This is a genomic window from Sinomicrobium pectinilyticum, assembly GCF_003725735.1.
In the GTDB taxonomy this organism is placed as follows: domain Bacteria; phylum Bacteroidota; class Bacteroidia; order Flavobacteriales; family Flavobacteriaceae; genus Sinomicrobium; species Sinomicrobium pectinilyticum.
In genome coordinates this window covers 1-13,077 of sequence record NZ_RJTM01000156.1, presented here as the reverse complement: position 1 = coordinate 13,077, position 13,077 = coordinate 1, and the positions used below count along the sequence as shown (strand labels likewise).

At 44.0% G+C, this 13,077-nt stretch carries 11 protein-coding genes; 7 read left to right on the top strand and 4 right to left on the bottom strand.

Annotation, left to right across the window (positions count from 1 at the left end):
* The first annotated feature begins 34 nt into the window (after positions 1–34).
* The 3 genes from ED312_RS20465 to tsaB all read left to right on the top strand — a co-directional run bounded on the left by ED312_RS20465 (position 35) and on the right by tsaB (position 3,573).
* Positions 35–1,168, top strand: coding sequence for an efflux RND transporter periplasmic adaptor subunit (locus tag ED312_RS20465; protein WP_123217885.1), 1,134 nt, complete (start codon positions 35–37; stop codon positions 1,166–1,168).
* A 246-nt stretch (positions 1,169–1,414) separates the two neighbouring features.
* Entirely contained in the window at positions 1,415–2,839 is a 1,425-nt protein-coding gene (locus ED312_RS20460) for a TolC family protein (RefSeq protein WP_123217884.1), read from the top strand.
* A gap of 59 nt (positions 2,840–2,898) precedes the next feature.
* Positions 2,899–3,573: a tRNA (adenosine(37)-N6)-threonylcarbamoyltransferase complex dimerization subunit type 1 TsaB gene (gene tsaB / locus ED312_RS20455; protein ID WP_123217883.1), complete on the top strand. Its 675-nt coding sequence runs from the start codon at positions 2,899–2,901 to the stop codon at positions 3,571–3,573.
* A gap of 3 nt (positions 3,574–3,576) precedes the next feature.
* Here the strand turns inward: tsaB and ED312_RS20450 are convergent, their stop codons facing one another.
* The 3 genes from ED312_RS20450 to ED312_RS20440 all read right to left on the bottom strand — a co-directional run bounded on the left by ED312_RS20450 (position 3,577) and on the right by ED312_RS20440 (position 7,024).
* A complete protein-coding gene (locus ED312_RS20450) occupies positions 3,577–4,401 on the bottom strand; it encodes a mechanosensitive ion channel family protein (RefSeq protein ID WP_123217882.1) in 825 nt (274 codons plus the stop codon).
* Between the two features lie 89 nt (positions 4,402–4,490).
* Positions 4,491–6,533 carry a thioredoxin domain-containing protein gene (locus ED312_RS20445; protein WP_123217881.1) on the bottom strand — a complete coding sequence of 681 codons (2,043 nt, stop codon included), beginning with the start codon at positions 6,531–6,533 and terminating at the stop codon, positions 4,491–4,493.
* Positions 6,534–6,823: 290 nt separating this feature from the next.
* The gene (locus tag ED312_RS20440) at positions 6,824–7,024 is read right to left on the bottom strand and encodes a dodecin family protein (RefSeq protein ID WP_123217880.1); all 201 of its coding nucleotides are present in this window, start codon (positions 7,022–7,024) and stop codon (positions 6,824–6,826) included.
* A 184-nt stretch (positions 7,025–7,208) separates the two neighbouring features.
* On the opposite strand from ED312_RS20440, the gene ED312_RS20435 reads away from it, so the two are divergent.
* Complete coding sequence (locus tag ED312_RS20435) at positions 7,209–9,479, top strand: inorganic phosphate transporter (protein WP_123217879.1); 2,271 nt, start codon at positions 7,209–7,211, stop codon at positions 9,477–9,479.
* Between the two features lie 106 nt (positions 9,480–9,585).
* Here the strand turns inward: ED312_RS20435 and ED312_RS20430 are convergent, their stop codons facing one another.
* Positions 9,586–10,491, bottom strand: a complete 906-nt coding sequence (locus ED312_RS20430) for a NifU family protein (protein WP_123217878.1) — start codon at positions 10,489–10,491, stop codon at positions 9,586–9,588.
* Between the two features lie 341 nt (positions 10,492–10,832).
* On the opposite strand from ED312_RS20430, the gene ED312_RS20425 reads away from it, so the two are divergent.
* The 3 genes from ED312_RS20425 (at position 10,833) to tssD (ending at position 12,960) form a co-directional block, all read left to right on the top strand.
* Entirely contained in the window at positions 10,833–11,360 is a 528-nt protein-coding gene (locus ED312_RS20425) for a gamma carbonic anhydrase family protein (RefSeq protein WP_123217877.1), read from the top strand.
* A 123-nt stretch (positions 11,361–11,483) separates the two neighbouring features.
* Entirely contained in the window at positions 11,484–12,359 is an 876-nt protein-coding gene (fabD, locus tag ED312_RS20420; protein ID WP_123217915.1) for an ACP S-malonyltransferase, read from the top strand.
* A 214-nt stretch (positions 12,360–12,573) separates the two neighbouring features.
* On the top strand, positions 12,574–12,960 hold the full coding sequence (gene tssD, locus ED312_RS20415) for a type VI secretion system tube protein TssD (RefSeq protein WP_123217876.1): 387 nt from the start codon (positions 12,574–12,576) through the stop codon (positions 12,958–12,960).
* The last annotated feature ends 117 nt before the right edge of the window (positions 12,961–13,077 follow it).

Genomic DNA, 13,077 nt, shown 5'->3' with positions numbered 1-13,077 from the left:
AAGAAAACAATTAAATAACCAATAGTAAGCATAGATGAAAATTTTAAAGTACATAGGAATAGGTGTTCTGATCATAGGAGCATTGTTTGCGGCGGCATACTTTATAAAGTCTAACAGCAAATCGCCTATAACATTTGACACCGAGACCCCTTTCAGAACCAGTATTGAAGAGAAATCGGTGGCTACGGGTAAGGTGATACCACAGGATGAAGTGGCCATAAAACCACAGATATCCGGTATTATCGGGGAGATATTGGTAGAAGAAGGTGATGAACTGCAGGCAGGAGACCTTATTGCAAAGATCAAGGTGGTGCCCAATGAACAGACATTGAACACGGCAAGGGGAAGAGTGAGTAATGCCAGGATTACCCTCAATAATGCGAAGATAGAATACGAAAGGAACAAGGTACTTTTTGAAAAAGGGGTCATCTCATCCCAGGAGTTTAATAATATAGCACTGACTTACGATCAGGCAAAACAGGAACTGGCCAATGCCGAAAGCGATCTTCAGATTATAAAACTCGGTTCCGCCGGCGGTTCCACCAGTGCCAATACCAATGTAAAAGCTACCATAGCAGGTACCGTACTTGAAATTCCCGTGAAAATAGGAGACCAGGTAATAGAAAGTAACAACTTTAACGATGGTACGACAATCGCCAATATAGCAGACCTCTCCAAAATGATATTCGAAGGTATGGTAGATGAGGCAGAAGTAGGGAAATTAAAGATTGGTTCGCCACTGAAAATAAGTTTCGGGGCAATACCGGATAAGGAATTCGACGGCAAACTGAAATTCGTCGCCCCCAAATGGAACGAAGAGGAAGAGACAACTTCCGGTGTAGTACAATTCAAGATAGAGGCCGATGTATTTATGGAAGAAGGATATTTTATCAGGGCCGGATACAGCGCCAATGCATCTCTTGTGCTGGATAAAAAAGAGGATGTCCTGGCCATAAAAGAAGCTTTGCTGCAGTTTGACAGGGAAACCGAACAGCCGTATGTGGAAGTGGAAGTAGGCGAACAGAAGTTTGAAAGAAAGGATGTGGAAACGGGAATATCGGATGGGCTTAATATTGAAATTATTTCCGGCCTGTCGGAAAACGATAAAATAAAAGTGTGGAATAAGACCGAACCCGTAAAGAAGGAATCGACAAGTGAGAATCAATAGGAAAAAAGGTATGTCTTTCAGGAAGAGGTCGGTTTCACGGCATTAAAAGGCAAAACCAGGGAAAAGATTTCTAAAAATGATGTAAATTCGTGCCGTTTGTCATCCGGTAAAGAAAAATATACCCCGGTTTTACGTTCCGTACTGGATAAAATACGGGATGACAGCATTCCTGAAAAAACCGGTATAGTATAAGGACACCGTTTGACAGGTGCCCCGACAAAACCAAAAAAACAACAATTAACCCTTATGAAAACAAGAATTATACTGCTAACTCTTCTCCTGATTACCTCTTTTGCACATTCGCAGGCCAAAAAATGGACCCTGAAAGCTTGTATAGATTATGCCTTGAAACATAATATCAGTGTCAGGCAGACCGAACTTGATGCCAAAGATGCCGGTATTGATAAATCTGATGCGATAGGTAATTTCTTACCTACGGTAAACGTGGGAATGTCACATTCATGGAATATAGGGTTGAACCAGAATATTACTACCGGTCTGCTGGAGAACCAGACGACGCAGTTTACCTCGTTACAGGGGGCAGTACGGGTAGACCTGTTCAAGGGGCTGCAAAATATCAATACGCTCCGCAGGGCAAACCTTAGTATCCTTGCCAACCGTTACAAACTGGCCGATATGAAAGATGACATATCCCTTTCCGTGGCCAACGGTTATCTGCAGGTACTTTTCAGCAGGGAAAACCTGGAGGTAGCCAGGTCGCAGTATGCCGTGACCGAGCAGGACCTTAAAAAGACCAGAGAACTGGTGGAATCGGGGGTAGTTCCGAAGGGTGACCTTCTGGAAATAGAGGCTACCGCGGCCACCCAGGAACAGCAAATAGTAAATGCCGAAAACGAATTGCGACTCTCTAAAATTTCGCTGGCCCAGTTACTGCTGATCGATGATTATGAAAATTTTGATGTGGCCGATGAAGATTTTATGTTGCCCGAATCGGATATACTGGACAATTCTCCGAGAAGCATTTATAATAAAGCCCTCACATTCCGTAATGATATTAAATTTTCGGAGACCAATGTAGAACTTGCCAAGAAAGACCTGGATATAGCCAAAGGGGCTTTGCTCCCTACGATATCCGCGTTCTATGGTTACGATACCAGGATATCTTATCAGGACAGGGCAGTTGCCACTGGCGAATTTGAGACGGTAGGTACCCAATTCTTCGTTCCGTCTACAGAAGAACAGATATTCGGTCTGCAGCCTGTAAGTCAGATCCGCGGGCCGTTACCCTTTTTCGAACAATGGACACAAAACGACGGACATTCCTATGGTCTTCAGCTCAATATCCCCGTCCTGAATGGTTTTTCTGCGAAGAACAGTGTAAAGAGAAGCCAGGTGAATGTAGAGAGGACTAAAAACCAACTGGAACAGGATAAACTCGACCTGGATAATGCCGTGCATCAGGCATGGAACGACACCCGTGCTGCATACAAAAGTTATGAAGCTGCCGGAAAAGCACTCGAAGCGAGGCAGGAAGCCTACAACTATGCAAGGGAACGTTTTAACGTAGGACTGATGAACAGCTTCGATTTTGCCCAGGCACAGGCCAGGGTAGACAATGCGGAAGCAGAATTCGTAAGGACCAAATACGACTATATTTTTAAACTGAAAGTTTTGGAATTCTATTTCGGGATTCCTCTGGATGAACTGTAAGGTCCCGGATTTATCCATGGCAGGGATCGTGAATCTGAAATCGTAAATTACAATTTGCATTGGCTGCTATTTTAAATATCGAAACCTCTACGACAAACTGCTCCGTTTGCCTGGCTAAAGATGGTGAACCGCTTGTTATTAAAGAGCAGGACGATGTTAACTATTCCCATTCGGAAAACCTTCATGTTTTTATACGGGAGGTCATGGAACAGGCGGCGATACCTTTGCCGGATATAGACAGCATTGCCGTGAGTATGGGACCCGGATCGTATACGGGCCTGCGTATCGGGGTGTCTACGGCCAAAGGCCTTTGTTATTCTCTCGACAAACCTCTCATAGCCATACCCACCTTACAGGTGCTGGCTTCCGTATATACTATAGAAAGCGGTGTTATCCTGCCTCTGCTCGATGCAAGGCGGATGGAGGTATATTCCGCGGTATATGATAAAGACCACCAACCTGTCCGTGAAACAAGAGCAGAAATAATAACCGGGGAATCTTTCGGGGAATGGCTGGAAAGAGGTAAGGTCTATTTTACCGGGAACGGCGCGGAAAAGTGCAAAGGGATTATTACCCATGCCAATGCGGTATTCCCGGAAAGGATAGAGGCCCCGTCGGCTTCGGGAATGGCCTGGCTGGCAGAAAAAAAGTTCAAAACAGGCAGGTTTGAAAATGTTGCCTATTTTGAACCTTATTACTTAAAAGATTTTGTCGTTACGGGAAAGAAGAAGTAAGTCCTAGGCTTTTGCCTCCCCGTTGTGATTGTATATGTGAATATCCCTCTGTGGGTAAGGGATGCCGATACCTTCTTTATCAAAAGCCTTTTTGATATTCTCCTGCATATAAAAATGAACATTCCAGTAATCTTCTGTTTTACACCACGGGCGTACGGCAAAATTCACAGAGTTGTCCGCCAGTTCCGAAATAAGGATGTCTACAGGTTTTTGATGGTCAATGTAAGGACATTCGTCAGCCACTCTTTTAATAACTCCACGGGCTTTGTCTATGTCGTCCGGATAACCGATACCGAATGTCATGGGGACCTTTCGGACCGCATTGGCTGTAAGGTTCTCAAGGGGCCCGCTGGTAATGGCGCCATTCGGAATAATGATAACCCTGTTATCCAGGGTGGTAAGTACCGTAGTAAAAATCTGTATTTCTTTTACAGTTCCGGAATAGCCCTGGGTTACGATAAAATCCCCTACCCGGAAAGGTTTGAAGAAAAGGATAAGGATGCCTGCGGCCATATGGCTCAGGTTGCCTTGTAAAGCCATACCAACGGCAAAAGCCAGTGCTCCGAAAATGGCTACGAACGAAGTGACCTCAAGGCCAAACATACTTGCAGCACTCAATAACACCAGTACTTTAACAAGAATAAGAACCATAGAGGTGAGGAAAGGTGTCAAGGACGGATCGGCGTTTCTTTTTTCCAGTTGCTTACGAACGTAATTGGCAAGTATTCCGGCCAGCCAGAAACCGATAATCAATGTTACAATAGCTCCCAGTACTTTTGGTGCATAGGCGATAATCATAGCGAGTGCTGCGTCGAAGTATTCTTCCATAGTATAATATATTTAAGGGTTTTGTTTCAGTTTTTATTATGTTGGGGCTTTGTATTCTCTTAGAAAAACACTGTTTTATTTCCCGGGCTTTAAGGGTTATTTCGCAATTGGGGTAAGACATCACTAACCTTGCCTACTGGAAGTTTACAGGAAAAATTTACACAAACATAAATAAGAGTTTTGTCTTCTACAAATCTGTTTTGCAACAATGGTAGTTCGGAATCTCCTGTAGCTCCCGTAACCAGTTTGTTAGGGGAGTAGTTACGATTCAGTTCCCTCACCTTTTTTATGGCATTTTCTCCGGCTACGGCCACTTCATAGAAGTTTGAGCTATGGTACAGCATCAGTTTTAGCCAGTTGGCATGAAAAGAAGGATGCTCCTCTGCGTTTGTTGTCATATTACGGAGCATTTGTTCTGCTGTTTTGGCATAGTGCCGTTCGTCAAAATGGCGCGACAGCACGAAAAGGTTTGTGGCCATAATAGAATTGGAAGCGGGGATAACATTGTCCGATGTTTCGATGCTCCGCATGATAAGCGGAAGGTCCTTGTCTGATGTGAAGAAAAACATATTGCTTTGTTCGTCATAAAAGTGGCTGAACACATAGTCTGTCAACTTTTTGGCAGTCATAAGCCAGTGCTCATCGAGCGTGGCTTCGTGCAGTGACAGCAGGGCATCGGTCAGGATTGCATAATCTTCAAGATACGCATTGATGCTGCTTTTTCCGTTCTTATAATTCCGGTAGAGTCCGCCGTCCGGACGTAACTGGCTGCCGGTGAGAAAACGGGCATTGGCGAGTGCCGCTTCCAGAAACGAGGGTTCTCCGAAAATTTTATAGGCATCTGTATAGCCCTTCAGCATTATGGCATTCCAGGAAGTAAGAACCTTGTCATCCAGTTGTGGCCGGGACCTTCGGGTTCTTGTTTCCAAAAGCAGGGATTTCCAGAAAGCCACCTTTTCAGACAATTCCGTTTCCGTAAGTCCGTGTTTTTCGGCAATTTCACGGTTTCCCTTATTGCGGATGAGGACATAATTCCCCTTTTCCCACAAGCCATGATCGTTAATGTTGTAGTAGTCTCTGAACAATGGAAAATCCGTAAGCAGAAGCTTTTGAAGTTCCGGTTTTGTCCAGGTATAAAAAGCACCTTCTTCGACTTCCCCGTTTTCGTTGGCACTGTCCGCATCGAGAGAAGAATAGAATGTTCCCTCTTCACCGGTCAGCTCCCGGCGTACAAAATCAAGAGTTTCGTAGACAACATTTTTGTAGAGTTCTTTTCCGGTGACGGCATAGGCGTTGGCATAGACACTTACGAGCTGCCCGTTATCGTACAGCATTTTTTCGAAATGCGGAATGTGCCATTTGGCATCAACGGAATAGCGGGAAAAACCACCGCCTATATGGTCATAAACCCCGCCATAGGCCATTTTGGTCAGGGTGAGATCGAGGTGGTCTTCTATTTCTTTATCCGGATTTTCAAAAATATAGTGCTGCAGAAAGGACAAATTTACGGGCATCATAAACTTCGGGGCACGGTCAGGCCCGCCATTGACCTTGTCAAAATTGTTTTTCCAGCGGTTTACGGCATTCCGGACCTGCAGAAAAGAAAAAGGCGTCCGGTCTGTCTGCGGAATTATCGCTTCCAGACTCCGAAGACCTTTTTCCATCTTATCTGCATACTCCCGGAGTTTTTCAGGTTGTTGTTCAAAAAGTTCTCCGATTTGCCGCAATGCATTAGTCCAGCGGTCCTTCGGAAAATAAGTTCCGCCCCATACCGGCCTGCCGTCGGGAAGTGTTATCACATTAAGAGGCCACCCTCCCTGCCCGGTCATCAGTTGTACGGCATTCATATATACCTGGTCCACATCCGGCCTTTCTTCCCTGTCCACTTTTATATTGATGTAACCATCGTTCATCACTTCCGCTACTTGGAGGTTTTCAAAACTCTCCTTTTCCATGACATGGCACCAGTGGCACGCAGCATAACCTATACTGACAACCATTAACCTGTTTTCCCGGACTGCCTTTTCAAGGGTCTCCGGTTTCCACGGCTTCCAGTCTACGGGATTGTGTGCGTGTTGCAATAGGTAAGGGCTGCTCTCCCGGATAAGGTCATTCGTATGTTCGTATGGCATTTTCTCTTTATTTTGAACTGAGGTAAAAATAATCTGTAAATACAGGAATCGGAACTCTCCCCGTGTTATGACACTTTACTCACGGAATGAGATTTAAGTGCCCTGCCTACGCCGAAATACTTTTCGGTTTTTCCGTTTATGTCCTGTGCGCTTGCTCCGGGGTGGTTGACTATTCAAAAATATAACAAAAAAAGCGTCTCAAAGATATTGAAACGCCTGTTACGGCTCAAACACTTGTGATTAAGCTGACATTTGTACGTAGGGTAATGGGAAAGGCGGTGTACAGGGGATTATTCCACCTCGAAAGTGATTTTTACATTGACCCGATAGTCCGTGATCTTGTCGCCACTCACCATGGCACTCTGATCCTGTACATAAACAGACTTTATGTTTTTCAGGGTCTTGGATGCTTGTTTTACTGCTTTTTGTGTGGCATCTTCCCAGCTTTCCGGAGAGTTTGCCAGCAATTCGATTACCTTTAAAACTGCCATAATTTTGTTTTTTTATAAATACTTAATAATCATAAATATACGGAATTGTATTACATTATTAAAATAAATTTACTTAAATTGTAGATTAAGAAACCGTTATAAACATCCGCATAATGTTTTGGTAACATTAAATTAACCTTATTTTAATTAAGTTGGCAGACTTTTGCGGTTGTAAAGAATACGTATGGAACAGGTGTATATGGTAATGCTGATAGCCCTTGCGCTGTTGGCAATAACAGATTTGGTTGTCGGGGTCAGTAATGATGCAGTTAATTTTTTAAATTCGGCCATAGGCTCCAAAGCGGTTTCGCTTCGGACCATCATGATTGTTGCCAGTGCGGGGATCGCTTGCGGAGCGTTGTTCTCGAGCGGTATGATGGAAATTGCCCGTAGTGGTATCTTTATTCCCGGGATGTTTACGTTTAATGAAGTTATGATTATTTTCATGGCGGTGATGATAGCGGACATTCTTTTACTGGATGTATTCAATTCCATCGGCCTGCCTACCTCTACTACGGTATCGATCGTATTTGAACTTCTCGGTGCTGCCGTCTGCCTGGCTATCTACAAAATTGTCATGCAGAATGACGACATGTCTACATTGGGAGCGTATATCAATACGACCAAGGCTACACAGATTGTGGTGAGTATCCTGCTGTCTGTGGCTTTGTCTTTTACCGTCGGAGCGCTGATACAATATATCTCCCGATTGGTTTTTACGTTTCAGTTTGAAAAAAAGGTAAAATATATAGGTGCTATTTTCGGCGGATTGGCTATTACGGCCATTACATTTTTTATGCTGGTCAAAGGTCTGAAAGGAGTTTCCTTTATTCCGGCAGAAGTATCCGCCTGGATAAAGGAACACCAGTTGATTATAATAGGCGTCAGCCTGGTTTTCTGGACGACACTTTCGCAGATACTGATGAGTGTGCTGAAGGTAAATATACTCCGGATGATCATCATTATCGGTACCTTTGCCCTGGCAATGGCTTTTGCGGGGAACGACCTGGTAAACTTTATCGGGGTGCCGATCGCCGCATATCAGTCTTACGGTTTTTATGCCAATTCCGGTATGTCTGCCGATACTTACCTGATGGGTGAACTGGCAAGCGGGGAGATCGTGGCGCCGTTCTACTTTCTGCTGTTTGCGGGTATAGTTATGGTAATTACCCTATGGACTTCCAAAAAAGCCCGGGACGTTATCGCTACCGGAGTAGACCTTTCCAGGCAAGGGGACGGTGCGGAGAAATTTTCTCCCAATGCCCTTTCCCGTTTTATCGTCAGGACCTCCGTATATGCCGGTATCGGGATTAATTATTTTCTTCCAAAATCCGTTCAGATTAAGATAGATAAGCAGTTTGAGCAGCCGGAAGTAAAACGCAAGAAAAAGGATGCCCCGGCCTTTGATATGGTCAGAGCCTCCGTAAACCTGATGGTGGCAAGTATACTGATATCTATCGGTACGTCCCTCAAATTGCCGCTTTCCACGACCTATGTTACTTTTATGGTGGCTATGGGTACTTCTTTTGCCGATCGTGCCTGGGACAGGGAAAGTGCCGTGTATCGTGTGGCGGGGGTATTTAATGTTATCGGGGGATGGTTCCTGACGGCAATAGTGGCCTTTATTGCGGCAGCCGTAATTGCCTATTTATTGAGTATAGGAGGTATCGTAGCCTTTGTAGGATTGCTTATCGTGGCTGCCCTACTCCTATACCGCAGCTCCAGGATACATGCGAAAAGGGCCCGGGAAGAAGAAGAAAAACGCAAACTCCGTACTGAAGATATCATAACCATTCATGAGATCGTGAATGACAGTTCGCACCATATATCCAAAGTGATAGGAAAAACCAATAAGCTTTACAGCGAAGTGGTAGACAATCTTGGGTTACAGGAGTTGAAAAAGCTGAAAAAGAATAAAAAGACCCTGAAAAAACTGGAAGATGAGGTAGATGAGCTCAAAGGCGAATTGTTTTACTTTATCAAATCCCTGGATGAATCGTCCATCGAAGCCAGTAAGTTCTATATACTGATGCTGGACAACCTGCAGGATATGGTACAGTCGATCGGGTATATCGTAAAAAACAGTTATTCCCACGTTAACAATAATCATAAGAATCTCAAATTTAACCAGATCAGGGACCTGAAAAGCATAGATAACGATCTCCAGGTACTGTTCGATAAGATCAAATACACGTTTGATAAGGAGTCTTTTGAGGATATAGATAATATACTCGAAGAAAAGCAGGAGTTGTTCGACCGGGTGTCCAATCTTATTCAAAAGCAGATAGATCGTATACGTACTACGGAAACCAGTCCTAAGAATACGAAGCTTTATTTCGGTTTACTGCTGGAAACCAAAGATCTGATAACGGCCAGTATGAACCTGCTGGAACTTTTCAGGGATTTTTACCAGGAATACAAGGAAGTAAAAGAAAAGGCATTTCCCGTATTGTAAACAGGTCTTGCGGATATGAAAAACAAATCCCGGATTTCATTCTTCTGTTGAAGAAGACCTGAAATCCGGGATTTTTTGTATTGCAGAAGAGAAATCTCTGTTTAATCTAACCGTTGATAGCAACTACTTCGTTGACTTTACCATGCATCATTTCCTTCAGCATCGTTTCTATACCATTTTTCAGGGTGAATGTGGAAGAAGGACATCCGCTGCATGCTCCCTGTAATATAAGTTTGACGATTTTATTGTCTTCGTCGTAAGATTCGAAAAGGATATTGCCTCCGTCGCTGGCCACTGCCGGTTTGACGTATTCTTCGATAATATCGATTATCTGTTTGGACGTTTCGTTCAGGCTTTCCGCATATTGAGTATCGGTAAAGGTGTTTTTGTTTGTCTTTTGTTCCTTTATGCCTTCCGATACCGTTGGTTTGCCTTCCTCCAGATAAGTGCGGATGTACTCCCGGAGCTCCAAGGTAATATCGTTCCATTCCGCAATATCGTATTTGGTAATTGAAATATAATTTTCATCCATAAATACCTCTTTTACAAAAGGAAAATGGAACAGTGCCTGTGCCAGGGGGGCGTCTTTTGCCTCGTCTATATTTTTAAACTCAAAAGTGGAGATCACCAGTCTTTTATTGGCAACAAACTTCATAACGGACGGGTTCGGAGTGCTTTCTGCGTAAATGGTGAAAGGAAGTCTTTTACCTCCTTCGTCTGTTTTAATTACAGGTTGCCCGCTGTTCAGGTAACGTTCTATCTGTTCCGAGACCTCATTTTCAACTTCTGGCCATTCTACGATATCATATCTTTCTACAGCTACGAAATTGCCTGAGATAAAAACGGTTTTTACAAAAGGAAGATAGAACAATTGTTGTGCGAGAGGAGAGTTTTTGGCCTCATCAATATTTTTATATTCATAGCTTTTATGCTCTGTGAGGAACTTTCCGGCTTCGAATTTTATAATAGCCGGGTTATTGGTGGGCTTTATTGTTATAGTGATCTTTTCCATGAGGGTCAAATTTTTATGCAAAGTTACGCATAAGATATGAGAAATGTATGTTAAAGTGATCTGGTCGGCAGAACAGGCAAATCATATGTAAAGTGTTAATACTCAATACGGGTTAAGAGAGCTTCGAAGTTGATGAGTTCGGAGTTTCGGAATTGCAGGGGCGCTCTTTTGAGGATCGGATTGAAGCCTGCGGGCGGTTTTTTACTAAACTGTTTTAAAATTTAAGGTGCGCTTGCCCGCCTCACCGGATGAGGTATTTGTACCTCCCGGCCCGGCGTTCCGGTACTCCCGGATTCTCCCGACTTTATTTCGTATTTTTGGTTTTTTAAAAACGATGAAAAATGATCCTGAAAAAAGTTAACGGAAAAGAGCCCCGTATGGGCAAGGACTGTTTTATTGCAGACAATGCGGTGATCGCGGGAGATGTTCAGATGGGCGATCAATGCAGTGTGTGGTTTAACGCGGTTATACGTGGCGACGTGCACTACATAAAAATGGGGAACAAGGTGAATGTGCAGGACGGGGCGGTAATCCATGCCACCTACCAGAAATCGCCTACCAATATAGGTAACAATGTCTCCATAGGGCATAATGCCATTGTACATGGATGTACGGTACACGATAACGTACTCATAGGTATGGGAAGCATTGTTATGGACGACTGTGTTGTGGAAAGCAACAGTATTATAGCCGCCGGGGCGGTGGTTACACAAAATACGCGGGTAGAGGCTGGTAGTATCTATGCGGGGGTCCCTGCAAGGAAAGTAAAAGATATCAGCGAAGAACTCATTTCGGGGGAAATAGATCGTATTGCCAATAATTATGTAAAGTATTCCGGCTGGTTTAAGGAAGGAGAGCAGAAGCCCTGAATACGGGAGCGAACCGCGTTTGTTCATGCATGAGCTTCCGCATCGTTTTTACAATATCCGTTATGTGTGGGAGATGCCAATAAACATTTTACTATTTTTGCCTCAAACAAATATGATTTTTTTATGAATGCATACATATTCCCCGGTCAGGGGGCACAATTTTCAGGAATGGGAGCCGACCTTTATGAGAAATCGGAAACAGCCAGGGAACTTTTTGAACAGGCCAATCAAATTCTGGGGTTTTCCATTACCGATGTGATGTTTAAGGGATCGGATGAAGACCTGAAACAAACCAAAGTTACCCAACCCGCAGTTTTCCTGCATTCGGTTATCCTGAGTAAAACACTGGGAGAATCTTTTAAACCCGATATGGTAGCAGGGCATTCCCTGGGCGAATTATCCGCACTGGTAGCAAACGGCACCCTGAATTTTGAGGATGGTTTGAAACTCGTATCCCAAAGGGCTATGGCCATGCAAAAAGCCTGTGAATTACAGCCAAGTACTATGGCTGCCGTCCTCGGACTGGAAGATGCCGTTGTAGAAAAGATATGTGAAGAGACTGAGGGGATAGTTGTCGCCGCAAATTATAATTGTCCCGGGCAACTGGTAATCTCCGGAGAAGTGGAGGCGGTGAATAAAGCCTGTGAGGCCCTCAAAGAAGCAGGGGCCAGAAGGGCTCTGGTATTGCCGGTCGGAGGGGCTTTCCATTCCCCTTTGATGGAACCTGCCCGGGAAGAACTGGCCGCCGCCATAGCACAGACAAAATTCCATAAACCGGCCTGTCCCATTTACCAGAATGTAACGACCACGGCAGTAACGGATGCGGAGGAGATAAAAAAGAACCTTATGGTTCAGCTTACCGCTCCGGTAAAATGGACGCAGAGTATACAGAACATGATAGCCGGAGGCGCTACACTGTTTACAGAAGTCGGCCCCGGAAAAGTACTTCAGGGACTGGTGAAAAAAATAGACAGGAACGCGGAAGTGACATCGGCCTGACGGCTGCAGATCCGGCACTCCTGATGTGGTCATATCAGGAGATTTTTGCGTTCACGGGCTGGTGTATACCATTTATTTACAGGGAATTTCACAGAAGCATTTTTTGTTAATTGCCTATTGCATAATCAAGACGTCTTTAATATCTTGCATCTATATATTTATTTTTGATTCGGTGTTTTATTTGTTAAACCTTATCTTTTAAATTTTAGGTATTATGTCATTTAAAGCTATTTTAAGCGTTGGCGGCAAGAAGGTAAATATCTTAAGCGTCAATTATGACCTGGCCCAGGAAGTGGATGCGACAGGTCGCCCTTCATCGGTGACCCGGGGAGGAAGGATCAATCTTACTGTGGAGTCTACCGGAGAATCTTTTTTCTTTGAGTGGATGACCAATAATTTTGAGCGTAAGAACGGTACGATAACGTATATCAAACGCGATACGGAAGCCAAATTGAAAGAGGTCAACTTTGTTGAAGGATACCTGGTAAAATACAGGGAAAATTTTGATTCTGTAGGTTATAACCCGTTGACGGAAACTTTTACCATTTCGTGCAGAGAGCTCTCCTGCGGCGGAGGGGCACATATCAACGAGTGGGTATAATTCCGGAGAGAAAACATACCGTAAAGAGAAGGAGTGTTCAGGCACTCCTTTTTTTGGGCACTTTCAGAAGTAAATAAACATTTGTAATTCAGTTAATTAATTCGTAAATTAGAAAAA

Excerpts from the sequence above, each read along its gene's own strand:
- fabD (WP_123217915.1), top strand. The coding sequence starts at position 11,484 with ATGAATGCATACATATTCCCCGGTCAGGGGGCACAATTTTCAGGAATG.
- ED312_RS20425 (WP_123217877.1), top strand. The coding sequence starts at position 10,833 with ATGATCCTGAAAAAAGTTAACGGAAAAGAGCCCCGTATGGGCAAGGAC.
- ED312_RS20435 (WP_123217879.1), top strand. The coding sequence starts at position 7,209 with ATGGAACAGGTGTATATGGTAATGCTGATAGCCCTTGCGCTGTTGGCA.
- ED312_RS20430 (WP_123217878.1), bottom strand. The coding sequence starts at position 10,491 with ATGGAAAAGATCACTATAACAATAAAGCCCACCAATAACCCGGCTATT.
- ED312_RS20460 (WP_123217884.1), top strand. The coding sequence starts at position 1,415 with ATGAAAACAAGAATTATACTGCTAACTCTTCTCCTGATTACCTCTTTT.
- ED312_RS20440 (WP_123217880.1), bottom strand. The coding sequence starts at position 7,024 with ATGGCAGTTTTAAAGGTAATCGAATTGCTGGCAAACTCTCCGGAAAGC.
- ED312_RS20445 (WP_123217881.1), bottom strand. The coding sequence starts at position 6,533 with ATGCCATACGAACATACGAATGACCTTATCCGGGAGAGCAGCCCTTAC.
- ED312_RS20465 (WP_123217885.1), top strand. The coding sequence starts at position 35 with ATGAAAATTTTAAAGTACATAGGAATAGGTGTTCTGATCATAGGAGCA.
- ED312_RS20450 (WP_123217882.1), bottom strand. The coding sequence starts at position 4,401 with ATGGAAGAATACTTCGACGCAGCACTCGCTATGATTATCGCCTATGCA.
- tssD (WP_123217876.1), top strand. The coding sequence starts at position 12,574 with ATGTCATTTAAAGCTATTTTAAGCGTTGGCGGCAAGAAGGTAAATATC.